The 23,953-nt window shown below is 73.7% G+C and carries 16 protein-coding genes; 8 read left to right on the forward strand and 8 right to left on the reverse strand.

Going from position 1 to position 23,953, the window contains the following annotated elements:
* Positions 1-24: 24 nt before the first annotated feature.
* Positions 25-4,728, forward strand: a complete 4,704-nt coding sequence (locus ABT122_RS27205; RefSeq protein ID WP_351557606.1) for a hypothetical protein — start codon at positions 25-27, stop codon at positions 4,726-4,728.
* A gap of 92 nt (positions 4,729-4,820) precedes the next feature.
* On the opposite strand, the gene ABT122_RS27210 is transcribed toward ABT122_RS27205, so the two are convergent.
* Positions 4,821-5,309 carry a hypothetical protein gene (locus ABT122_RS27210; RefSeq protein ID WP_351557608.1) on the reverse strand — a complete coding sequence of 163 codons (489 nt, stop codon included), beginning with the start codon at positions 5,307-5,309 and terminating at the stop codon, positions 4,821-4,823.
* 539 nt (positions 5,310-5,848) lie between these two features.
* Here ABT122_RS27210 and ABT122_RS27215 point away from each other — a divergent pair.
* From ABT122_RS27215 to ABT122_RS27230, 4 genes are read left to right on the forward strand one after another with little or no spacing between them, the layout of a single operon-like run.
* Complete coding sequence (locus ABT122_RS27215; protein ID WP_351557611.1) at positions 5,849-8,749, forward strand: nitrate- and nitrite sensing domain-containing protein; 2,901 nt, start codon at positions 5,849-5,851, stop codon at positions 8,747-8,749.
* Entirely contained in the window at positions 8,746-9,195 is a 450-nt protein-coding gene (locus tag ABT122_RS27220) for a roadblock/LC7 domain-containing protein (protein ID WP_351557614.1), read from the forward strand. Before ABT122_RS27215 ends, ABT122_RS27220 begins: the two co-directional genes overlap by 4 nt.
* A gap of 10 nt (positions 9,196-9,205) precedes the next feature.
* Complete coding sequence (locus ABT122_RS27225; RefSeq protein ID WP_351557617.1) at positions 9,206-9,610, forward strand: DUF742 domain-containing protein; 405 nt, start codon at positions 9,206-9,208, stop codon at positions 9,608-9,610.
* Positions 9,591-10,196: a GTP-binding protein gene (locus tag ABT122_RS27230; protein WP_351557620.1), complete on the forward strand. Its 606-nt coding sequence runs from the start codon at positions 9,591-9,593 to the stop codon at positions 10,194-10,196. Before ABT122_RS27225 ends, ABT122_RS27230 begins: the two co-directional genes overlap by 20 nt.
* A gap of 184 nt (positions 10,197-10,380) precedes the next feature.
* Here the strand turns inward: ABT122_RS27230 and glpK are convergent, their stop codons facing one another.
* The 4 genes from glpK to ABT122_RS27250 all read right to left on the reverse strand — a co-directional run bounded on the left by glpK (position 10,381) and on the right by ABT122_RS27250 (position 14,673).
* Positions 10,381-11,883 (reverse strand): glycerol kinase GlpK, encoded by a 1,503-nt coding sequence (glpK, locus tag ABT122_RS27235; protein ID WP_351557623.1) that lies wholly within the window; start codon positions 11,881-11,883, stop codon positions 10,381-10,383.
* Positions 11,884-11,922: 39 nt separating this feature from the next.
* Positions 11,923-12,684, reverse strand: coding sequence for an MIP/aquaporin family protein (locus ABT122_RS27240; protein ID WP_351557626.1), 762 nt, complete (start codon positions 12,682-12,684; stop codon positions 11,923-11,925).
* A gap of 337 nt (positions 12,685-13,021) precedes the next feature.
* Complete coding sequence (locus ABT122_RS27245; RefSeq protein ID WP_351557629.1) at positions 13,022-14,230, reverse strand: lipid-transfer protein; 1,209 nt, start codon at positions 14,228-14,230, stop codon at positions 13,022-13,024.
* On the reverse strand, positions 14,227-14,673 hold the full coding sequence (locus ABT122_RS27250; RefSeq protein WP_351557632.1) for a Zn-ribbon domain-containing OB-fold protein: 447 nt from the start codon (positions 14,671-14,673) through the stop codon (positions 14,227-14,229). Before ABT122_RS27250 ends, ABT122_RS27245 begins: the two co-directional genes overlap by 4 nt.
* 199 nt (positions 14,674-14,872) lie before the next feature.
* Here ABT122_RS27250 and ABT122_RS27255 point away from each other — a divergent pair, with 199 nt between their 5' ends.
* A complete protein-coding gene (locus ABT122_RS27255; RefSeq protein ID WP_351557635.1) occupies positions 14,873-15,379 on the forward strand; it encodes an NUDIX domain-containing protein in 507 nt (168 codons plus the stop codon).
* A gap of 90 nt (positions 15,380-15,469) precedes the next feature.
* Here ABT122_RS27255 and ABT122_RS27260 read toward each other — a convergent pair whose 3' ends face one another.
* A complete protein-coding gene (locus ABT122_RS27260; RefSeq protein ID WP_351557638.1) occupies positions 15,470-17,839 on the reverse strand; it encodes a glycoside hydrolase family 31 protein in 2,370 nt (789 codons plus the stop codon).
* A gap of 238 nt (positions 17,840-18,077) precedes the next feature.
* On the opposite strand from ABT122_RS27260, the gene ABT122_RS27265 reads away from it, so the two are divergent.
* Both ABT122_RS27265 and ABT122_RS27270 read left to right on the forward strand, forming a co-directional pair.
* On the forward strand, positions 18,078-20,060 hold the full coding sequence (locus ABT122_RS27265; RefSeq protein ID WP_351557641.1) for an acetoacetate--CoA ligase: 1,983 nt from the start codon (positions 18,078-18,080) through the stop codon (positions 20,058-20,060).
* Positions 20,061-20,396: 336 nt separating this feature from the next.
* Positions 20,397-21,260 (forward strand): DUF8829 domain-containing protein, encoded by an 864-nt coding sequence (locus tag ABT122_RS27270; RefSeq protein WP_351557644.1) that lies wholly within the window; start codon positions 20,397-20,399, stop codon positions 21,258-21,260.
* Between the two features lie 83 nt (positions 21,261-21,343).
* Here ABT122_RS27270 and ptsP read toward each other — a convergent pair whose 3' ends face one another.
* Both ptsP and ABT122_RS27280 read right to left on the reverse strand, forming a co-directional pair.
* The gene (ptsP, locus tag ABT122_RS27275; RefSeq protein WP_351557647.1) at positions 21,344-23,014 is read right to left on the reverse strand and encodes a phosphoenolpyruvate--protein phosphotransferase; all 1,671 of its coding nucleotides are present in this window, start codon (positions 23,012-23,014) and stop codon (positions 21,344-21,346) included.
* Between the two features lie 74 nt (positions 23,015-23,088).
* Complete coding sequence (locus tag ABT122_RS27280) at positions 23,089-23,538, reverse strand: PTS sugar transporter subunit IIA (RefSeq protein WP_351557650.1); 450 nt, start codon at positions 23,536-23,538, stop codon at positions 23,089-23,091.
* Between the last annotated feature and the right edge of the window lie 415 nt (positions 23,539-23,953).

The raw sequence follows: 23,953 nt of genomic DNA on the forward strand, positions 1-23,953 counted from the left end.
CACCCACCACGAGAGTCCGCCGCCATGTACGAGTTGTCCCGCGTTCGCCTCTACTCCATCGGGCCCGCCGGTGCGCGCTACGCCGACACCGTGCTGGATCTGCGCGGAGTCGGCGCGCCGGTGCCCCACCCCGCGCCCACGCAGGCGGAGTTCTTCGAGGAGGAGCCGGTCGGCCCGCCCCGCCGGCCCGCCCCCGCGGGCGTCCTCTTCCTGGAGAACGGCGGCGGCAAGTCCGTCCTGCTGAAGCTGATCTTCTCCGTGATGCTCCCCGGCCACCGCAACACCCTGGGCGGCGCCAGCTCCGGCGTCCTGCGCAAGTTCCTCCTCGCCGACGACTGCGGGCACGTCGCCCTGGAGTGGCAGCACACCCTCACCGGCGAGCTGGTCGTCGTCGGCAAGGTCAGCGAATGGCGGGGCCGCCAGGTCTCCAACGACCCGAGGAAGTTCGCCGAGGCGTGGTACTCCTTCCGCCCCGGCCCCGGACTGAGCCTGGACTCCCTCCCCGTCGCCGAGGCCACCGCCGTACGGTCCCCGGCCGAGGGCGCCTCCGGCGCGCGGGGCCGCCGCCGCACCATGAAGGGCTTCCGCGACGCGATCACCGAGGCCGGCAAGGTGTACCCCCACCTCGACGTCGCCTGGGAGGAGATCCACGACCGCTGGAACGAACACCTCGGCGAGCTGGGCCTCGACCCCGAGCTCTTCCGGTACCAGCGCGAGATGAACGCCGACGAGGGCGAGGCCGCCGGCCTCTTCGCGGTCAAGAAGGACTCCGACTTCACCGATCTGCTGCTGCGCGCCGTCACCGACACCCGGGACACCGACGGCCTCGCCGACCTCGTCAGCAGCTTCGGCAACAAGCTCGGCCGCCGCGCCGAACTGACCGCCGAACGGGACTTCACGGCCGGCTCCGTCGATCTGCTCGGCCGCATCGTGGAAGCCGCCGAGGCCCGGGCCCGTGCCCGGGAGATCCACACCGGCGCCGAGCGCCGCACCCGCGCCCTCGCCCGCCGGCTCTCCGCCCGCGCCACCGGCGAGCGCGCCCGCACCGCCGATCTCGCCCAGCAGGTCACCGCCGCCGCCCACACGGTCACCGGAGCCGAACAGGCCCGCGGCCACAGCGCCCTCATCGCCGCCGAACTGGCTTACCGGCACGCCTCACTGGCCCTGACGGCCGCCGAGAAGGGCGCGGCGGCCCAGCGCCGCGAGCTGACCGACGCCCGGACCCTGCACTCCGCCTGGCAGGCGGCCGAGGCCGTGCTCCGGCACCGCGCCGCCGCCGACCGCTCGGCCCGGGTCGCCGCCGCGATCCGCGAGGCCGAGCGGGACGCCGCCCCCGCCCTCGCCGCCCGCGCCCGGGCCGCCGCCGATCTCGTCCGCGCGCTCCACGCCGCCGCCGAGGACGGCGAACGGCTCGCCAACGAACACGAGGAGCGCTCCGCCACCCTCCAGCAGACCGGCGAGACCTCCCACCGGGACGCCACCGCCGCCGCGACCGAGGCCCAGCGCGCCCGCAGCGAGATCGGCCACCTCCGCCAGCGGCTCACCGAGGTCGAACAGGAGACCGCCGAAGCGGTACGGGCCGGCTGGCTCGACGACACCGCACCGGACGCCGACCCCGCGCGCGCCGCCCTCGCCGCCAGCGACGCCGAGAGGACAGCGGTCGCGGCCTGGGACACCGCCCGCGCATCGGGCCGGGTCACCGCCGAGCGCGCCAAGGAGGCCGCAGCGGCCGAGACCCGCGCGGAGCTGGCCGCCGCCCGGGCCGCCGACGCCGCCCGCACCGCGGAGCGCGCCCACACCGCCGAACACCGCGCCGCCGCCTCGATCGCGGAGAACGGACGCCTCGCGGAGCTGCTCAGCCTGCCGCCCGCCCCGTCCGCCGCACCCGTGCCCTCCCCCCGGCGCGGCACCGCGACCGGGGCGGACGACCCCGCCGGCACCACCGCCCCGGCCACCGGCCCCACCCGCTCCGACGACACCCCCCTCACCGCCGAGGAACTCGACCGCTACGCCGACGACCTGCGCGAACTCCTCGACCAGTACATCGCGTCCGCCGAACGCCAGCTCTTCGACCTGCGCACAGCCGCCGCCGACGACTCCCGCATCCTCGGCGCCCTCGGCGACGGCGGCCTGCTGCCCCCCGGCCCCGATGTCCTCGCCACCGTCGAATACCTCGGCGAGCAGGGCATCCCCGCCCTCCCCGGCTGGCGCTACCTCGCCCAGGCGGTCGACCCCGCCGACCACGCCGCCGTCCTCGCCGCCCGCCCCGAGCTGGTGGACGGAGTCGTCATCACCGACCCCGCCTCGCATCTGCGCGCCCGCGAGGCCCTCGCCGGAGCCGCCCTGCTGCCCCGGTCCACCGTCGCCGTCGGCACCGCGGCCGCCCTGCTCGCGCCGGTGCCCGCCCCCGGCGACGACACCCAGGTCTTCCTCGTACCGCCGAACCCCGCCATGCACGACGAGCACGCCGCCGACGAGGAGCGGCAGTCGCTGCGCGCCCGCGCGACCGCGCGCGACGAGGAGATCCGCGACCTCGCGGCCCGGCTCGCCGGAGACCGCTCCCTCGCCGCGCGCATCGGCTCCTGGCGCGCCGACTGCCCGCCCGGCATGCTCGCCGAACTGGCCCAGGGCGCCGAGACCGCCCGCCGCACCGCCGAGGAGGCCCAGGCACAGCTGACCGAGGCCCGCGCCCTGCGCGCGGAGGCCGACGCGGCCGCCGCCGAGGCCGCCCTCGTCCGCGACGACCGGCAGGAGACCGCCCAGCGCGCGCGCCGCGCCGCCGACGCCCTCGCCGGCCTCGCGTTCCGGCTCCGGGAGCGCGCCGGCTGGCAGCTGAAACTCCGCGAACTGGCCGACGAGGCAGCCGAATCCGAGGCCCGCGCCACCGTCTGCCTGGAGCGGGCGAAGGCCGCCGACGAGGACCGCAGGGCCGCCCAGCGCGCGGGCGACGACGCCCGCCGCACCGCCCGCGCCCTGCGCGCGGAGCGGGCCGAGATCGCCGGCGCCCCGGAGACCCTGCCCGACGCCGCCCCGGACGCCCCCCGCACCTCCCTGCCGGCCCTCCGCGAGGCCTACCGCTCGGCCTCCCAGCTGTACGAGAAGGTCGGCGTCGGCGCCGACCTCCGCGCCGAGCAGGCCCGCGCCGAGAGCGACGAGAGCGCCGCACTCGCCGAACTGGACCGGCTCACCAACAAGGTCCGCACCCGGGCCTCCCTCCTCCTCGAAGGCACGGACGGCGCCGACGGCCCCTCCCGCCAGGCGGCGGCGGCCCGCGCCGAGTCCCTCGTCCAGATGCTGGAGACCCGCGCGTCCGAGGCCAGCGAGAAGCTCGGCCGGCTGCGCGGAGAGGCCGAGCGCCTCGCCCCCTCCGACGGAGACGACACCCACACCGCGCTCCCCGACGACCTCGTCCCCTCCGACGCCGGGCACGCCCAGACCCTGCTGCGCGGCGCCACCACCGAACTCGCCGCGCGCACGGACGCCCTGGACACCGCCCGCGACACCCACACGGGCCTGCTCCACGCCCACCGGACCGCCGAGGACGCGGCCGGCGGCTTCGACGAGACCGCCGCCCTCCTCCGCGACCTGCTGCGCGAGCAGCGCGACGACGATGAGGAAGCCGAACAGCCCCCGGAGCCCTACCCCGGCGACCTCGCCGAGGCCCGCCACCTGGCCGCCGAGGCCCGGCGCTCCCTGCGCGGCTGCGCCACCGACCTCTCCGGCGCGGAGGCCGCCGTCCGCGAGGCGAGCGACATCCTGGTGCGCCACGCCAACTCCACCCGCTACGAACAGGTGCGCACCCCCGCCCGCCAGCAGATCCGGGAACTGCCCGCCGCCGCCCTGCCCGAACACGCCGCGAAGTGGGCCGAGGCGTTCGCTCCCCGGCTCCGGGTGCTGACCGACGAACTCCAGCAGCTGGAGCGCAACCGCGACACCATCGTCGACCGGCTGCGCGGCCTGGTGGAGTCCGCGCTCGCCACCCTCCGCTCGGCCCAGCGGCTCTCCCGGCTGCCCGAGGGCCTGGGGGAGTGGTCCGGCCAGGAGTTCCTGCGGATTCGCTTCGAGGAACCCGACCAGGCGACCCTGGCCGAGCGCCTCGGCGAGGTCGTCGACGAGGCCACCCGCGCCGCCGTCCGCAAGAACGCGTCGGCGGCGTACGGCGAGGGGCGCAGGGACGGCATGTCCCTGCTGCTGCGCGGGGTCCAGGCGGCCCTGGAACCCCGGGGCATCGCCGTGGAGATCCTCAAGCCCGACGCGGTCCTGCGCGCCGAGCGCGTCCCCGTCGGACAGATGGGCGATGTCTTCTCCGGGGGTCAGCTGCTCACCGCCGCCATCGCCCTCTACTGCACCATGGCGGCCCTCCGCAGCAACGACCGCGGCCGTGACCGCCACCGCCACGCCGGCACGCTCTTCCTCGACAACCCCATCGGCCGGGCCAACGCCACCTATCTGCTGGAGCTCCAGCGGGCGGTCTCCGACGCCCTGGGTGTCCAGCTGCTCTACACGACGGGCCTCTTCGACACCACCGCCCTCGCCGAGTTCCCCCTGGTCATCCGGCTCCGCAACGACGCCGACCTCAGGGCCGGGCTCAAGTACATCAGCGTGGAGGAGCATCTGCGGCCCGGTCTGCCGCAGCAGGACCCCTCGGGCGAGACCGTCCACGGCGAGATCACCGCCACCCGGATGTTCAAGCGCTCCCAGACCCTCACCGCCCCCGAGCCCGGCTAGCCCCGGTCCGCCGCCCGTCCCCTGGTCGGGCGCCCATCAGGGCCCGGCCCGGACGGGCGGCGGACCTGATGGGTGCGCCGGGCCGGCCGGTGTCACACCTCGGACAGCTCCGACAGCCGCCCCGCGCCCCGCTGCGCGACGGGCTCGCCCCGGCCCGGGCCCCGCCGCCGTATACGCGCGGTCCTGCGCGCCGCCGCCTTGGCCGCACGCCGCTCCCTGCGCCGCTCGCGCCGCAGGGCACGGGCGCTGCTGCTCGGCTCCGACACCACACCGTGGCGCTGGTTCCACACCTGGCGGGTCACCCAGACGTCCAGGACGCCCCAGGTGGCGACCACCGTGCTCGCGACACTGCTGAGCACCATCGGAAACGCCAGCCAGGAGCCCGCGAGGGTGCAGAGAAAAGCGATCATCGCCTGAATCAAGGTCAGAGAGACGATGAGCACCGCGCGGACGGCCGCCGTACGGACCGGATCGGCCATGCGGCGGCGCGCGGTCGGTTCCTCCACCCAGAGCTGCCGTCGCACCGGCGCGAACGACGGACGCCCCGCCGGTCTGTCCGCGCGACGCTCATCCGTTTCCATGGTCCCTCTCACTCCCCGTCCCCCAGGTCCTTCCGCCTTCAGGGTGGCTGCCCGGAATCCACTGCTTTACTCCGGCCCACGGCACCACCCGGCGCCGTGCCACGGCGCGCGGGAGGCGACCGGCCCGCTCCCGGCGGACCCGGGATCGCGCCCGCGCGGCGGAACGAACAGCCGCCACGGCGGAAGCAGTTGAGAACCGGGCCCGCCGGTCCGGCCGGTGGACCGGCTCCGCCGCCCCTCACAGCCCCTGTGAACAAAGACGTATGACGAGCCCGGATGATTCCCGCATCCCGGACCTGGAGGGAAGAGTTCCAGCCATCTCCCGCCGTCCGGAAAAAGACGGGCCACCAGGCACCCCGTGACACACCGCGAATGCCAACTCCTTGAATACCGGGACAACCTGTGATCAACGCAGCTCCGGCAGGCCGAAAATCGCCCGGACGTGTCTTCGAGTTGTCTGTGTGACAGTAGTAGGCTCGCGCCGTTTGTTGACCGAGAGAACACCGCCTGTAACGGGCGGAGTTGAGCAGGGGGAGGCCATGCGCTTTCGCGGGAAGTCCATCCGCCGGAAGATCGTGGCGTTGTTGCTGGTGCCGCTGCTCTCCCTGACCGCCCTCTGGGCCTTCGCCACCGCTCTCACCGGCCGGCAGGCCGATGATCTGCTGGACGTCGGGACGATCACCGAGGAAGTCGGCCACCCCATGGTCGACTCCCTCGACGTCATCCAGCAGGAGCGCCGGCAGACGCTGATCTACCTCGCCGACCGCCGGTCCTCCAAGGCCCTCCCCGCTCTGCGGGAGAAGCGCGGGGCGACGGACCGCACCATCGCCGTCCTCAAGAGGAACGCGGCCAAGAAGGAGGTCCGCGACGATCTGCGCTCCGACGCCGAGCGCAGACTCGCCTCCCTCATCGAGGGCTTCGACGGACTCGTCGCCCTGCGCCGCTCGGTCGAGACGGGCACCGTCTCCCGGGCCCAGGCGCTGGACTACTACAACCGGATTCTCCACCCCTGCTTCACCTTCCTGAGCACCCTGCACGCCGTCCACGACGTGAGCATCGAGCGCCACGGCCGCGCCGTCGTCGGACTCGCCCGCGCCTCCGAGATGCTCTCCCGCGAGGACGCGCTCATGGCCTCCGCCCTCACCACGGGCCAGGTCACCACCGCCGAGATCCGCCGCTTCTCCGACCTCGTCGCCCACCGCGAGCTGTACTACGAGATCAACCTGGAGGCGCTGCCCGCGGGCGAGCGCGACATCTACACCCAGCTCTGGCGCGGCCCCAAGACCGCCCCCCTGCGCGCCGCCGAGGACCGCCTCATCGAGTCCGGCCGGGTCAACGCGGCGGGCCCCGCCGAGCTGGCCGAGTGGCAGGCCGCCGCGACCCCCGTCCTCGACGAACTGCGCCGCGAGGCCAAGGCATCGGGCGAGCGCTACCAGGACCGGGTCGACCCCGCCGCCTACGGCGTCTTCGTCCAGGCGGGCGTCGCGGGAGTCCTCGGCTTCCTCGCCCTGCTCGTCTCCGTCATCGTCTCCGTGCGCATCGGCCGCGACCTGGTCCGCGACCTCTCCAGGCTGCGCAAGGAGGCCCATGAGGTCTCCGGCGTCCGGCTGCCCAGCGTGATGCGCCGCCTCGCCGCGGGCGAGCAGGTCGACGTGGAGACCGAGGCCCCCCGGCTGGAGTACGACAAGGACGAGATCGGGCAGGCCGGTCTGGCCCTCAACACCCTCCAGCGGGCCGCCGTCGAGGCCGCCGTCCGCCAGGCCGACATGCGGCGCGGGGTCTCCGAGGTCTTCGTCAACCTCGCCCGCCGCAACCAGGTCCTCCTCCACCGCCAGCTCACCCTGCTGGACGCCATGGAGCGGCGCACCGAGGACACCGAGGAGCTGGCCGACCTCTTCCGGCTCGACCATCTGACCACCCGGATGCGGCGGCACGCGGAGGGACTGGTCATCCTCTCCGGCGCCGCCCCCTCCCGCCAGTGGCGCAAGCCGATCCAGCTCATGGACGTGGTGCGCGCCGCGGTCGCGGAGGTCGAGGACTACGAGCGGATCGAGGTCCGCAGACTGCCCCGCATCGGCGTCGGCGGCCCCGCCGTCGCCGACCTCACCCACCTCATCGCCGAGCTCCTGGAGAACGCCACGGTGTTCTCGCCCCCGCACACCGGCGTTCAGGTGCTCGGCGAGCGCGTGGCCAACGGCTTCACCCTGGAGATCCACGACCGGGGTCTCGGGATGGCCCCCGAGCTGCTGCTCGACGCCAATCTCCGCCTCGCCGAGACCCCCGAGTTCGAGCTGTCCGACACCGACCGCCTCGGTCTGTTCGTCGTCAGCCGGCTCGCCCAGCGGCAGGGGGTCAGAGTCTCGCTCCAGCCCTCCCCGTACGGCGGGACGACCGCGGTCGTCTTCATCCCCGCGGCCCTGCTCACCGAGGCACCCGAGATGCAGGGCTCCGGTTTCCGGCTCGACCGCAAGAGCGACCCGCCCGCGTCCCGGCGCGGCCCGGACGGCAGGCTCTCCGGAATTCCCTCCCCCGAGCGGGGCCATCCCGGCTCCGAGCGCGGACTGTCCGGACTCCCCGGTCCCGCGGACGCGGGCTTCCCGGGAGGTCCGGTCCAGGAGACCGCCGGACTGTCGCGGCTCCCCGCGCCCACCGGCCAGGGACCGGGCCAGGCCCACGGCCAGGGCCCCGCCCGCCGGGAGGGCTCCCCGCTCCTCGACGGCCCGGTCGAACTGGAGGGCCCGGTCGGCCCCCTGGGACCCGTCAGCTCCCTCGGACCCGTCGGCCCCCTGGGACCCGTCAGCTCCCTCGGACCTGTCGACCCCCTGGGTCTCGGCGGAACCGAATCCCTCACGGACCCCGACACCCTCACCGGCCCCGGCGGCCTCGCGGGTCTCGACGACGGCGCCATCTTCCGCGCCCGGTCCCGCACGGCCCGGCGCTCCGGCCCGGACGACCAGCACCAGCAGGCGCCGGACCCGGCGCCGGAACGGATGGCAGGACCCGTGCCGCTGCCCCGCCGCAAGCCCCCGACCCTCGTCACCGACCACGGCCGCCGGGTCGACGAGCCCGGACGCACCCGCTCCGCCCCGGAGCCCCCGCAGCGCCCCGGCCACGCGTCCGGCGCACCCGCCCCGGCGCACGTCACCGCCGCCGACCGGGGCCCCGCGACGATCGACGGCCTGCCCCGCCGGGTCCGCCAGGCCAATCTGGCCCCGCAGCTCAGGGTGAGCGCCCCGGCCGACCGCACACCGTCCCAGGACCCGGGCCAGGAAGCCGAACGGGACGCCGAGGAGGTACGCAGCCGTATGGCCTCCATGCAGCGGGGCTGGCAGCGGGGCCGGCTCAAGAACGCAGACGGGGACGACAGCGCCGACCGGACCACCGGCGCCGCCCCAGGCCAGAACGCACCACGAACGACATCGGAGGGGGACGGTCGATGACCGCACCGCATGCCGCAGCACACACCACCCAGGGACGCCCGGGGAGCACGGCCGCAGGCGAGCTCAACTGGCTGCTCGACGAACTGGTCGACCGGGTCGGCAGCATCCACAAGGCCCTGGTCCTCTCCAGCGACGGCCTGGCGACCGGCACCTCGCGCGAGCTGACCCGGGAGGACAGCGAGCACCTCGCCGCCGTCGCCTCCGGATTCCACAGCCTCGCCAAGGGCGTGGGCCGCCACTTCGACGCGGGCAGGGTCCGGCAGACCGTCGTGGAGCTCGATGAGGCCTTCCTCTTCGTCACCGCCGCCGGTGACGGCAGCTGTCTGGCCGTCCTCGCGGACGCCGACTCGGACGTCGGCCAGGTGGCGTACGAGATGACGCTCATGGTCAAACGGGTCGGAGTCCACCTCGCCACCGCGCCGCGGACCGGTCACCCCGGAGGGTGATGGTTCCGGTATGAGCGAATCGACCCATCACGCCCAGCATCCGCACCACTACTTCGACGCGGAGGCGGGCCCGGTGGTCCGTCCGTACGCCATGACCCGCGGGCGCACCCGGGTGACGGCCCAGCACCGGATGGACCTCATCGCGCTGGTCGTGCCGGAGCCCGCCGCCGATCATCCGGTCCACGACCAGTCGCTCTCCCCCGAGCATGTCGAGATCGTCGAACGCTGTGAGGACAGCCCGCAGTCCATCGCCGAACTGGCGGCCGGCCTCGACCTCCCCGTCGGGGTGGTGCGGGTCCTGGTCGGCGATCTGGTCGAGGACGCACTCGTCCACGTAACCCGTCCCGTTCCGCCGGCAGAACTGCCGGACGTGAATATTCTCCGCGAGGTGATCAATGGTCTTCGGGCGCTCTAGCAGCCGGCGGCCCGTCGAGCCGGTGACCCTGAAGATCCTGGTCGCGGGTGGCTTCGGGGTGGGAAAGACGACCCTGGTGGGCGCGGTCAGCGAGATCAGACCGCTGCGCACCGAGGAGACGCTCAGCGAGGTGGGCCGCCCGGTGGACGACACCGAGGGGGTCGAGAGCAAGACGACGACCACCGTCGCCATGGACTTCGGACGGATCACCCTCCGCGAGGACCTGGTTCTCTATGTCTTCGGCACCCCCGGACAGGACCGCTTCTGGTTCCTCTGGGACGAACTGGCCCAGGGCGCGCTCGGTGCGGTCGTCCTCGCCGACACCCGCCGCCTGGAGGACTCCTTCGCGGCCGTCGACTACTTCGAACGCCGGGGCATCCCCTTCACCGTCGCGGTCAACTGCTTCGACGGCGCCGGCCGCTTCCCGGCCGATTCGGTCAGGGCGGCACTCGACCTCGACCCCGGTGTCCCGTTGATGATGTGCGACGCCCGGGAGCGCGAGTCGGTCAAGGAGGTGCTGGTCGCGGTGGTGGAACACGCCCTGGAACGGGTCGGCGGAGAGCGCCGCGAGGCCGCGTCCACCTGAGGCGCCACCCGCCCGGAACCGGCCGTACCCCTGAACGCCCCGGAACCGGCCGTATCCCTGGACGCCCCGGAACCGGCCGTATCCCTGGACGCCCCGGCCCGGGGTCCGCACCCCCGATCACCGGGGTACGGACCCCCGGGCCAGGCGCCTGGCCCGGCGCCTGGCCCGGCCCGGACGGCCCGCCTCAGGCCTCCTCCCACCCGAAGCTCCGCTCCACCGCCTTGCGCCAGTTCGCGTACTCCCGCTCCCGGACCTCCGCCGCCATCCGGGGCTGCCACTCCGCGTCCCGCCGCCAGTGCGAGGTCAGCTCGTCGAGCCCCGACCAGACACCCGTCGCCAGACCCGCCGCGTACGCGGCGCCCAGACAGGTCGTCTCGGAGACCCTCGGCCGCACCACCGGCACCCCCAGCACATCCGCCTGGTGCTGCATCAGCAGACCGTTCGCGGTCATTCCGCCGTCCACCTTGAGCGTGGTGATCCGCACCCCCGAGTCCTCGTACATCGCGTCCACCACCTCCCGGGTCTGCCAGCTCGTCGCCTCCAGCACCGCCCGTGCCAGATGCGCCTTGGTGACATACCGGGTCAGACCGGTGATGACTCCCCGGGCGTCGGCACGCCAGTACGGCGCGTAGAGCCCGGAGAAAGCGGGCACCACATAGGCGCCGCCGTTGTCCTCCACGCTCTCCGCGAGTGTCTCGATCTCATCGGCGGTACGGATGATCCCCAACTGGTCGCGGAACCACTGCACCAGGGACCCGGTGACCGCGATCGACCCCTCCAGGCAGTACACCGGGCGGGCGTCACCGATCTTGTACCCCAGGGTGGTGATCAGTCCGCTCCGTGACGGAACGGGCCGCTCCCCGGTGTTCAGCAGCAGAAAACTCCCCGTGCCATAGGTGTTCTTCGCCGTCCCCTCCTCGTAGCAGGCCTGCCCGAAGACCGCCGCCTGCTGGTCGCCGAGCGCGGAGGCCACCGGCACCCCCGCGAGCGGTCCCACGGCCGTCCCGTACACCTCGGCCGAGGAGCGGATCTCCGGCAGTACGGCCCGGGGCACCCGCATCGCGTCGAGGATCTCCGGGTCCCACTCCAGGGTGCGCAGATTCATCAGCATGGTCCGGGACGCGTTGGTCACATCCGTGACATGGACACCGCCCTCCGGGCCCCCGGTGAGATTCCAGATCAGCCAGGAGTCCATGGTGCCGAACGCGATCTCGCCGCGCTCGGCCCGCTCGCGCAGCCCCGGCACGTGCTCCAGCAGCCAGGCGGCCTTGGGCCCGGAGAAGTAGCTCGCCAGCGGCAGCCCGGTGGCCTCCCGGAAGCGGTCCTGGCCCGCGTCGCCGCCCAGTTCGGCACAGAGCGCGGCGGTACGGGTGTCCTGCCAGACGATCGCGTGGTGCACCGGCCGCCCCGTGGCCCGGTCCCACAGCACGGTGGTCTCGCGCTGGTTGGTGATGCCGAGCGCGCTGATCCCGCCGGCCTCCAGGCCCGCCTTCGCCAGCGCCCCCGCGACCACCTCCCGCACGGTGTTCCAGATCTCCGTCGCGTCGTGCTCCACCCAGCCGGGCCGGGGCAGGATCTGACGGTGCTCGCGCTGGTCGACGGCGACGATCCCGCCGTCCCGGTCGAAGATGATGCAGCGGCTGGAGGTGGTGCCCTGATCGATCGCCGCGACGAACCTGTCCGTCATGTCCGGTTCCTTGTCGGTTGAGTGGACGCCGCGATGGCGTCAGTGGATCACGTTGAAGAGCAGCCCGGCCAGCACCCCGCCGACGGCCGGCCCGACCACCGGAACCCAGGCGTATCCCCACCCCGACGAGCCCTTGTTGGGGATCGGCAGCAGCGCGTGGACGATACGCGGCCCCAGATCCCGCGCCGGGTTGACGGCGAAGCCGGTGGGCCCCCCGAGGCAGAGGCCGATACCGACGACCAGCAGCGACACCAGCAGGATGGAGATCCCCGAGCCATAGATCCCGGCTTCCTCCCCCGGCACCTGCCCGACACCGATCCCGTCATTCCTGGCGAGGGAGAGGATCGGCAGCACCAGCCCGACGGTCACGATCACCTCGGTCATCGTGTTCGCGAACGGACTGCGGATCTCCGGCGCGGTGGCGAAGATCCCGAGGGTGGGCTGCGCCGTGGCCGTGTCCCGGTTGGCCTGGAACTGGGCGAAGTAGACCAGATAGGCCAGTACGGCGCCGATCACCGCGCCGGTGAACTGCGCCAGGACATAGAGGGGCACCTTCCCCCACTCCCCGGTGTCGACGGCTATGCCCAGGGTGACGGCCGGGTTGAGATGCCCGCCCGACAACGGGGCGGCGGTGTACGCGCCCGCCAGCACGCCGAAGCCCCACCCGAAGGTGATCGCGGTCCAGCCGGCGGCTCGCGCTTTGGAGCGGTGAAGGGTCACGGCGGCACAGACGCCCACCCCGAACATGATCAGAATCGCGGTGCCGACCGCCTCGCCGACGAAGATGTCTCCATTGCTCATGACGCTCCTAAACCCTCACCCGGGGCCTGCCCCGGAGCTGCGTGCGGGGATGTGTGCTCCACGATGTGCCGTGGTGTGCCAGGGATACGAGGAGCCGGAGCAGGCGAAACCCGCGCTCCGGCCGGCGTACCGACGAGCGACGTGCGTGGTGTCCCGTGGTGGCCGTGGTGGCCGTGGTGGCCGAAACCCTGTGCGGAGGTGCCCGGAAACAGCGGACGGCGGCGGACAGTTGCCGCAGCGCCGGCGCCGACGACAACGCAGTGTTCACCGGCCGTGGCGCACCGTCAAGGGACAGTCGTCCCGGGTCCGGCCGGGGCCCCTCTTGACGGCGCGGCGCTCACCGTACGGCCACCACCGCCGAGCCGTGCCCGAACAGCCCCTGATTCGCGGTGATTCCGGCACGGGCGCCCGGTACCTGGCGTTCTCCGGCGACGCCCCGCAGCTGCCAGGTCAGCTCGCAGACCTGGGCGATGGCCTGGGCGGGTACGGCCTCGCCGAAGGACGCCAGCCCGCCGCTGACATTGACCGGGACTCGACCGCCCAGCGCCGTCGTCCCGTCCCGCACGAGCTTCGCCCCCTCGCCGGGCGCGCACAGGCCGATGTCCTCGTACCACTCCAGCTCCAGCGCGGTGGAGAGGTCGTACACCTCCGCGAGGGAGAGATCCTCCGGCCCGATCCCCGCCTCCTCGTACGCGGCCCGGACCGTCGACGCCCGGAAGGAGCACGGCGGCGGCTCCACGAGGGCCGCCGAGTCGGTGGCGATATCGGGAAGGTCGATGACGGTCCTCGGATGGACCGGACCGACCGTGGAGACCGCGCGGATACGGACGGGGTCCGCGACCCCGTGGCGGCGCGCGAACTCCGTACTGGAGAGGACCAGCGCGGCCCCTCCGTCCGAGGTGGCGCAGATGTCGAGCAGCCGCAGCGGATCGGCGACCACCGGGGAGGCGCTCACCTCGGCCGGGGAGACGGGGGACCGGTAGCGGGCGTACGGATTGAGCGCCCCCGCCGCCGCGTTCTTCACCTTGACCAGGGCGAAGTCGTCCGGGGTGTCGCCGTGCAGCGCCATCCGGCGGCGTGCCCAGAGCCCGAAATAGGCGGGGTTGGTCGCCCCCAGCACCCGGAAGCGCAGCCAGTCCGGATCATCGGGCCGTTCACCGCCCGCCGGTGCGAAGAATCCTTTCGGCGCCGCGTCCGCGCCCACCACCAGCACCACATCGGCGATACCGGAGAGAATCTGCGCGCGGGCGACGCCGATCGCCTGCGCGCCCGAGGCGCAGGCGGCGTACACACTGGTGATCCGCGCGCCCTGCCAGCCGAGGGCCCGGGCGAACGTCGCCCCCGCCACATGGCCGGGGTACCCGCCGCGCACGGTGTCCGCGCCGACCACCGAGTCCACCCGCCGCCAGTCCAGCCCGGCGTCGGCGAGGGCCGCCCGCGCCGCGACAGTGCCGTACCGGACAAAGCTGTGACCCCACTTGCCCCAGGGGTGCATTCCGGCCCCGAGAACCGCGATGTCACCGGCCCCGCCGGCCCCACCGGTCACCGGATCACCTCCACCGGTCGCCAGTGCCAGGTGGCCCGGGCCGTACCCCCGCCCCCGCTCAGCACCCCGGGCACGACCTCGACCTCCATCCCGACCGCGAGATCCGCCGGTGTCACCCCCGGCACCGCCTGCCCCAGCACCACCATGCGCTCGGCCGCCAGCTCCACGGCGACCAGGGTGTACGGCTCCCAGGGCGCGTCCGGGTCCGAGACATAGGGCGCGGGCGGGCGGTGGCGCCCATCGGTGTACGACCACACCCTGCCCCGCTTCGAGAGCGGCACCTCGACCGGCTCATCCCCCGGGCAGGCGGGATCGCGGCAGAAGTCGTCCCCCGGCGGGAAGGAGACCGCCGAGCAGACCGCGCAGCGGGCGCCCAGCAGCCGGAAGTCCTCCTCGCCGCCGTCCTGGGTGAACCATCCGGCCACGACGGGTGTGCGGGTCACAGATCCTCCCTGCGCGGCGATCCGGCGGAGTGCCCCCGCCCGATGAACTGACGATGCGTCAGAAGTGTGCCACGGCCGCCCCGCCCCCGGCGAGACCGGAACAGCGGGTCCCGCCCCCGGCGAGACCGGAACAGCGGGGGAGGGCTCCCGCCGTCCGGAAGAAGCGCACCCGCGACGGGGAGTCCGATACAGTCCGCGCGTGCCCGAGAACTCCTTCTGCGGCAACTGCGGAACGCCCTACGGCTCCGCCCCCACCGACTGGCCCCGCACCTGCCCCGGCTGCGGCGCCACCGCCTACCGCAACCCGCTCCCGGTCGCCGTGGCGCTCCAGCCCACCCGCGACGCGGACGGCTCCGGCCTCGTCGTCATCACCCGCACCATCGAACCCCGGCTCGGCGGCACCGCCCTGCCCGGCGGCTTCATCGACTCCGGGGAGAGCTGGCAGCAGGCCGTCGTCCGCGAACTCCACGAGGAGACCGGCATCGAGGCCCCGGCATCCGATGTCCGGCTCGCGGACGCCCTCAGCGCCCCCACAGGCCATCTCCTCCTCTTCGGCCTGCTCCCCGAACGCCCCGCCACCGCACTGCCGCCCTCCGCCCCCACCGCCGAGACCTCCGGCTGGCATCTGCTGCGCACCCCCGGCGAACTTGCCTTCCCCCTGCACACCACAGCGGTACGGAGATGGTTTCTGCACCGCTACGGCTGACCGCGCCCGAGGCCCCTCTCCCGGCACGCCCGACCGGACCCGGAGCCTCCTCTCCCGGGCACGCCCGACCGCACCCGGAGCACCTCCCGGCTACCCCGCCGGCTCCGCGCCCAGCCCCCGCACCCGCACCCGCCACCGGGGCGGACCCGACCCATCGCTCCTGACCTGCCGCACCTTCACCCGCCCGTCCACCAGCCGGCTCGCGAACCGCTCCACCTCCGCCCGCTCCCACCCGTCCCCGGTGTCCGCGACCACCAGCCCGCCGCCCCTGCGCCCCCCGACCGGAGCCCACGCCTCCAGCTCCAGGCCGCCGTCCGCCCCGCGCACCGGAACCACCGAACCCGCCCGCGCCAGCACCGGCACCCGCGACAGCGGGGCGTCCAGCACCACCTGCCCCGGCCCGTCGTACGCCCGGCCCGTCACCGTGTCGTACCAGCGCCCCTTCGGCAGCGGCACCGGCCGCCGCACCGCGCCCCGCGCCAGCACCGGCGCCACCAGCAGCGCGTCTCCCAGCAGGAACGCGTCCTCGCACTCCCGCAACAGCCGGTCCTCCGGCGCCCCCCACCACAGCGGACGCACATACGGCGCCCCCGTCAGCCCCGCCAGATGGGCGAGCGTGACGAAGTACGGGCGCAACCGCTCCCGCTCCAGCAGCGCCGCCCGCGCGTGCTCCAGCACCGCGGGACCGAACTCCCAGGGCTCCCGGCGCCCCGCGCCGATCGCCGCGTGCGTGCGGAACAGCGGCAGATACGCCGCCAGCTGGAACCAGCGCAGATACAGCTCGGGCGAAGGGGAACCATCGAAACCGCCGACATCCGGCCCCGAGTACGGCACCCCGCACAGACCGAGCCCCAGCACCAGCGAGAGCGAGGCCCGCAACCCCGGCCAGCCGCTGGAGACATCACCGGACCAGGTCCCTCCGTACCGCTGCATCCCCGCCCACCCCGAGCGGGAGAAGAGAAAGGGCCGCTCCGCCGGGCGCAGCCGCCGCAGCCCCTCGTAACCGGCCCGCGCCATCGTCAGCGCGTACACATTGTGGGCCTCGCGATGATCACCCCCGCGGCCCTCCAGGGCGTGCCGGGCCGAGCGCGGCAGCGTCCGGTCGCCGAAGGGCGCGAAGGACACCGGCTCGTTCATGTCGTGCCACACCCCCGAGAAGCCCTGCGCGAGCCGCTCCCGGTAGAGCCCGCCCCACCAGTCCCGCGCACCCGGATCGGTGAAATCCGGATAGGCGCACTCACCGGGCCAGACCATCCCCCGCACCTCACGGCCGCGCCCGTCCCGGACGAAGGCCCCGGCCGCCACCCCGCTGTCGTACACCGCGCTCCCCGGCTCCGCCCGCACCGCCGGGTCCACGATGGAGACCAGCCGCACCCCCGCCGCGCGCAGCTCCTCCGCCAGGGCCGGCAGCGCCGGAAAACGCTCACGGTCGACGGTGAACACCCGGTGCCCGTCGAGGTGATCGATGTCCAGATGGACCGCAGAGAGCGGAAGATCCCGCTCCAGATACCCCCCGGCGATCCGCCGCACCGCCTCCTCGCCGCCGAAACCCCAGCGGGCGTGCTGCGGCCCCAGCGCCCACGACGGCGGCACCGCCGGCGCGCCCGTCAGCCGCGACCAGCGCGCCAGCACCCGGGCCGGCTTGCCCACGATCACCCAGCAGCGCAGCGGACCCCCCACCATCCGCACCTCGGACGTCCCCGGCCGGTCATGACCGGAACCCGCCCCCTCCTCACCTTCGCGCAGGATCACCCGCCCTTCCCAGGAATTGTCCAGAAAAACCAGATGCGTGCCCGCGTCGGCGACCACCAACTGCACCGGCATGGTGATCGAGAGCGGATCGTCCCCCGGCCCGAACGACCCCTGGGGATCGGTGTTCCACAGCCGGTACGTCCCATTCCGCAGCCGAGGACCCGAGGCCCGGCCGCCCAGACCGAAGAACCGCGCATCGGCCGCCACCTCCGACCGCTGCGCCCACCGCGCGGGACCACCCCCGCGCACCGGCTCCCACCAGCGCGGCGGCAGCTCCCGCCGCAGTACCACCCCACCGGGCGTCCGGACCGCCACCGCGCCGTGACGCGAGACCTCCACCGTCACCCGCTCCGACACCACCCGCCAGCCGCCGTCCTTGTCCGGCTCCAGCGAGGCCCGCGCGTCCGGCGCCGGCGGAGCCCCCGCCAGCGCGTACGACGGCTCCGGCCCCGCACCGTCCCAACCCCAGAACACCGCGCCACCCGCCACCACACAGACGCGCAGCTCCGACCGGGCGAACCGGACGACCCCGCCCCCCGGCAGCGGCTCGGCACCGGTCACCGCCCCCGGCACCCGCGCCCGCTCCGGACCTCCGGCGGGCAGCCCCCGGGCGTCGATTCTCCGCCGCCGCCACGCGAGCCGTGCCGCGCGCAGCGTCCGCCACACCGCGAGAGTCCGCACCGAGCCCGCCAGTCCCCGACCGTCCATGCAGTTCAGCCTGCCACCCGGGCCCCGCCGGGGCCGCTCCGTTCAGCTCCTGTTCACCCGGGTTGGGGCGACATTCGGCCGTGTCGACGGGCATCTCCACCGGGGAGAGGAACCCTGGTGCGAAGGACGATCACATGGCATCGTCCCTGACAGCAGCGCGGACCCCGCGGGACCCCGCGCCGGCACCGCACCGACCAGGCAGAGCCGCAAGCACCCAGAGCCACCCGGGAGCCGCCCCATGACCCCAGCAGCGAACCCAGCGCCCCTGTGGCAGCCCGGACCCGACCGGATCGCCGCCGCGCGCGTCACCCGCTTCCAGGCCTGGGCCGCCCGACACCACGGAGCCCCCGCCGACGGCGGCTACCCGGCCCTGCACCGCTGGTCCACCGAGCGGCTCCCGGACTTCTGGCGCGCGGTCGCCGACTGGTCCGGCGTCCGCTTCGGCACGCCGTACGAGTCCGTACTCGCCGACCCCGCCATGCCCGGCGCCCGGTGGTTCCCCGGCGCCACCCTCAACTACGCCGAACACGCCCTCAGAGCCGCCGGGGAACGCCCCGACGAACCCGCGCTCCTCCACGCGGACGAAACGCACGAGCCGGCTCCCGTGAGCTGGTCCGAACTCCGGCGCCAGGTCGGCGCGCTCGCCGCCGAGCTGCGCGCCCTCGGCGTACGCCCCGGCGACCGCGTCAGCGGCTACCTCCCCAACATCCCCCAGGCCGTCACCGCCCTCCTCGCCACCGCCGCCGTCGGCGCGGTCTGGACCTCCTGTGCCCCCGACTTCGGCGCCCGCAGCGTCCTCGACCGCTTCCAGCAGGTCGAACCGGTCGTCCTCTTCGCCGTCGACGGCTACCGCTACGGCGGCAAGGAGCACCACCGCGCCGACACCGTCGCCGAACTCCGCGCCGAACTGCCCACCCTCCGCGCGACGGTCCACATCCCCTTGCTCGGCACCCCGGCCCCCGACGGCGCACTCGACTGGGCCGCCCTCACCGCGGGCACCGCCGAACCCGTCTTCGAGCAGGTCCCCTTCGACCACCCCCTCTGGGTCCTGTACTCCTCCGGCACCACCGGCCTCCCCAAGGCCATCGTCCAGTCCCAGGGCGGCATTCTGCTGGAGCACCTCAAACAGCTCTCCCTCCACTGCGACCTCGGCCCCGGGGACCGGTTCTTCTGGTACACCTCCACCGGCTGGATGATGTGGAACTTCCTCGTCTCCGGCCTGCTCACCGGCACCACCGTCGTCCTCTACGACGGCAGCCCCGGCCACCCCGGCACCGACGCCCAGTGGACCGTCGCCGAACGCACCGGGGCGACCTTCTTCGGCACCTCCGCCGCGTACGTCATGGCCTGCCGCAAAGCCGGCGTCCACCCCGCGCGCGACCTGGACCTCTCCCGCATCGGATGCGTCGCCACCACCGGATCGCCCCTGCCGCCCGACGGCTTCCGCTGGCTCCACGACGAATTCGCCGACACCGGCGCCGACCTGTGGATCGCCTCCGTGAGCGGCGGTACGGACGTGTGCAGCTGCTTCGCCGGAGCGGTACCCACCCTCCCGGTCCGCGTCGGCGAACTCCAGGTCGCCTGCCTCGGCACCGGCCTCCAGTCCTGGGACCCCCACGGCAAGCCCCTCATCGGCGAGGTCGGCGAACTCGTCGTCACCACCCCCATGCCCTCCATGCCGATCCGGTTCTGGAACGACCCCGACGGCAGCCGCTACCGCGAGAGCTACTTCGAGATGTTCCCCGGCGTCTGGCGCCACGGGGACTGGATCACCATCACCGACCGGGGCTCCGTCGTCATCCACGGCCGCTCCGACTCCACCCTGAACCGCCAGGGCGTCCGCATGGGCTCGGCGGACATCTACGAAGCCGTCGAACGGCTCCCCGAAATCCGCGAATCCCTCGTCATCGGCCTGGAGGAACCGGACGGCGGCTACTGGATGCCCCTGTTCGTCCACCTCGCCCCCGGCGCGTCCCTCGACGACGGGCTGCGCGACCGGATCAAGCGCACGATCCGCGAACAGCTCTCCCCGCGCCATGTCCCCGACGACATCATCGACATCCCCGCCGTCCCCCACACCCTCACCGGCAAACGCCTCGAAGTACCGGTGAAACGCCTGCTCCAGGGCGCCCCCCTCACCCGGACGGTCAACCCCGGCTCCGTCGACGACCCCGGCCTCCTCGCCTTCTACGAGGAGCTGGCCCGCACCCGCGGACACTGAGACCCGGCCGGATTGTCAGACCCCATCGCTACGGTGAGTAGTCAGTAGTCGACAGACCGCATGTCGACGGGACCGCATGGGGGAGACATGACACACGCCGGACCACCCTTCGACGAGACGCCCGACGAGACGCCCGGTCCGATGCCCAATCCGACGCCCGGCCCGGCGCCGGGCGAGCCCACCGAAAGCCCCGGACCCACACCACCCACCCGCCGATCCGGCACCCCGGCCGGCCGGGCATCGGCCACGCCCCCGGCCCGCCGCACCCGCCGATCCGGACAGCGCGGTCGCGGCGGCCCCCGGCGCACCGGCAACGGCCCCGGAAACCGCACACCGGTGCGCACCACCCTCCGGCGCGAAGCCGTGCCCACCATCGGCGTCGTCGCGGACGCCACCGACTTCGCCGCCATGCGCCGCTACCGCACCTTCACCTTCGACGACCACCCGGCCTACCTCCGCGAGATCGAGGCCCTCCTCACCTCCCTCGCCGCCACCCACCTGCACACCACCATCGCCCTCTTCGACCCCGAGGACTTCGCCGCCTACTGCGCCGCGCACGGCCTTGACCCCGACACCCCTGTCAGCCGCAGCAGATACACCGCCGGAATCGCCGAGCGCGGCAGCACCCTCCCCTACGGAGGAGAACCCCTCCACACCCTGCTGCCCCAGCTCATCGGCCACGCCGTCCGCCGCGCCACCTGGGAGTACGCCTCCGCGCTCCTCGCCGACATCGGGGAGTGCGCCGACTGCGGCCAGGACATCGGCCGAGCCGCCTTCGACCGGGCCTCCCACCTCCTGATGCGCCTCCTCGAAGCCGCCGGCCCGGGCCGGCACCACCTGGTGTGCAGCGCCCCCGCACCCGAGGAGCAACTCCTCGCCGTCCTGCACGCCGACGGGGACACCACACCCACCGCCCACATGGACGCCACCGAGGCCGCCGAATTCGTCACCGTGCTGGCCACCGCCATCGCCCTCGGCAACCCCGGGGGAGTGGTACTGCGCACCACCACCCCCGGCACACCCGACCGCCTCCACGGCTGGCGCCTGAACCAGGGCAGCCTCCTCCCCCTCACCGAGGGCGAAGTGTTCAGCGCCTACTGCACCGACGCCGCCACCGGCGAACCGCTCTCCCCCGAACCCGGCGTGGAGTACCGCGCGGGCTTCGACATCGCCGCCGACCCGCCGCAGCCCCACCACTGACCGGACCCGCCACCGATACGGAAGGGGAGGGCACCGCCGCAGCGAGGCCCTCCCCCTGACCAGCCCGGTGACCCGGACAGGCGCTACTCGCCCGACAGCACCGCCCGAGCGGCCACCCGTGCCTCCTCGGCGGTGTCGACGGCCCGCGCGGCGGCAGCCGCCCGCTCGCACTGCGCCAGCGTGTACTTCGCCAGCGTCGCCCGCACATAGGGAATCGACGCCGCACCCATGGACAGCGAGGTCACCCCCAGACCGGTCAGCACACACGCCAGCAGCGGATCGGAGGCGGCCTCACCGCAGACACCACAGCTCTTGCCCTCGGCCTTCGCGGCCTCGGCCGACATCGCCACCAGATCCAGCAGCGCCGGCTGCCAGGGGTCCTGCAACCGCGACACCGCACCCACCTGCCGGTCGGCGGCGAACGCGTACTGCGCCAGATCATTGGTGCCGAGCGAGAGGAACTCGACCTCCTGAAGAATCGAACGCGCCCGCAGCGCGGCGGACGGGATCTCCACCATCGCGCCGAACTTGGCCTGGAGCCCCGCCTCACGACACGCGTCCGCGAACGCCCTGGCGTCCGTACGGTCCGCCACCATCGGCGCCATGACCTCCAGATACACCGGCAGACCCGCGGCGGCCCGCGCCAGCGCCGTCAGCTGCGTCCGCAGCACATCCGGATGATCCAGCAGACTCCGCAGCCCGCGCACTCCCAGCGCCGGGTTGGGCTCATCGGCCGGAGTGAGGAAGTCGAGCGGCTTGTCCGCGCCCGCGTCCAGCACCCGCACGACCACCCGGCCCTCCGGGAACGCCGCGAGCACCTGGCGGTACGCCTCGACCTGCTTCTCCTCCGACGGCGCCCGCTCGCTGTCGTCCAGGAAGAGGAACTCCGTACGGAAGAGACCGACCCCCTCGGCCCCGGCCTCCACCGCGGCCGGCACATCCGCGGGGCCGCCGACGTTGGCCAGCAGAGGCACCTTGTGCCCGTCCGAAGTCGCCCCCGGCCCACGGGAACCGGCCAGCGCGGCCTTCCGCGCGGCGGCGGCCCGCTCCAGCTCGGACCGCTTCTCCGCGCTGGGCTCCACGAAAATCTCACCGGTGCTGCCGTCGACCGCGATCAGCGTGCCCTCGGCCAGCTCACCAGCCCCCGCCAGCGCCACCACGGCGGGCACCCCGAGCGCCCGCGCGAGGATCGCGCTGTGACTCGTCGGCCCGCCCTCCTCGGTCACGAACCCCAGGACCAGCGCGGGGTCGAGCAGCGCCGTGTCCGCGGGCGCCAGGTCCCGGGCGATCAGCACATACGGCTCATCGCTGTCCGGCACCCCCGGCATCGGCACACCCAGCAGCCGCGCCACGATCCGGTTCCGCACATCGTCCAGATCCGCGACCCGCCCGGCCAGATACTCACCGGCACCCGCCAGCAGCGCCCGATACGAGGCGAAGGCGTCGTACACCGCACGCTCGGCGGAGCTGCCGACGGCGATCCGCCGCTCCACATCGGCCATCAGCTCCGGGTCCTGGGCCATCATGGCCTGCGCTTCGAGCACGGCCTGCGCCTCGCCACCGGCCAGATTGCCGCGGGCGATCAGATCGGCGGCCACCGCTTCCACGGCCTTGTGCGCGCGCGCCTGCTCCCGTTCCGCGTCCTGCGCCGGGATCTGCTTCGCCGGCGGTTCGAGGACGGCCGTCCCCATGTGCCGGACCTCGCCGATGGCCACGCCATGGCTCACACCGACGCCTCGCAGCGTTGTCTCCATCTCACCCGTCTCCGATCGAGCGGCGGGAGGTGCCGCCGCGCTGGATGTCCTACTGCCCGTTGCCCGGTCCGGCATCACTGCCAGGTGAAGAGCGTGTCCCCGGCCTTCAGATCTCCGTCCTCCCGGACCTCCCCGAGAGCGTCGGCCGTGGCCTCCAGCGCCACCACCGGACAGATGGGGGACTTCCCCGCCTCTTCCACGGCGGACGGGTTCCAGCGGACCACGGCCTGGCCGCGCGTGACCGTGTCGCCCTTGTTGACCAGCAGCTCGAAGCCCTCGCCATTGAGCTGCACGGTGTCGATCCCCAGGTGGGTCAGGACTCCGTGCCCCTCGCTGTCGACCACGACATACGCGTGCGGGTGGAGCGAGACGATGACCCCGTCGACGGGGGCCAGGGCCTCCGAGGGCTCGCGCACGGGGTCGATGGCGGTACCCGGCCCGACCATCGCACCGGAGAACACCGGGTCCGGCACCGCCGTCAGTCCGATGGCGCGTCCGGCAAGAGGTGACGTCACGGTGGTCATGGAGCCTCCCAGAGGGGCGGAGAGTCGGTACCACGCCGTCACTGCCTGTCCGGGACGGCGCACTGTTGAGCAGCGTAAGTCATATGAAGTCCCGGTTCCGCCCGAATGCTGTCGGTTGACCGCCCGGCGGAGCGGCCCCGACAGCGATTTGCCTCGCATCTGGGTGGCGGGTATTGTCGTACTCCTGCCTGACGCCAACACGACATCAAGTCGGGGGTCGGCAGCGGTGCATCAAGTCCGGATACTCACTGATCGATGCTTCCGCATGTCCGCGGAACGGTGGTCAGAGGGACACGAAAAGCCTGATACGGTTTGACCACACCGAAGGGAAAGCCCGGAGGACCTGGTGAAAAGGGTCTGAAGGAAGCGTCCGTTCCTTGAGAACTCAACAGCGTGCCAAAAGTCAACGCCAGAT

Origin of the sequence: Streptomyces sp. NPDC001985, from assembly GCF_040296845.1 — a bacterium.
In the GTDB taxonomy this organism is placed as follows: domain Bacteria; phylum Actinomycetota; class Actinomycetes; order Streptomycetales; family Streptomycetaceae; genus Streptomyces.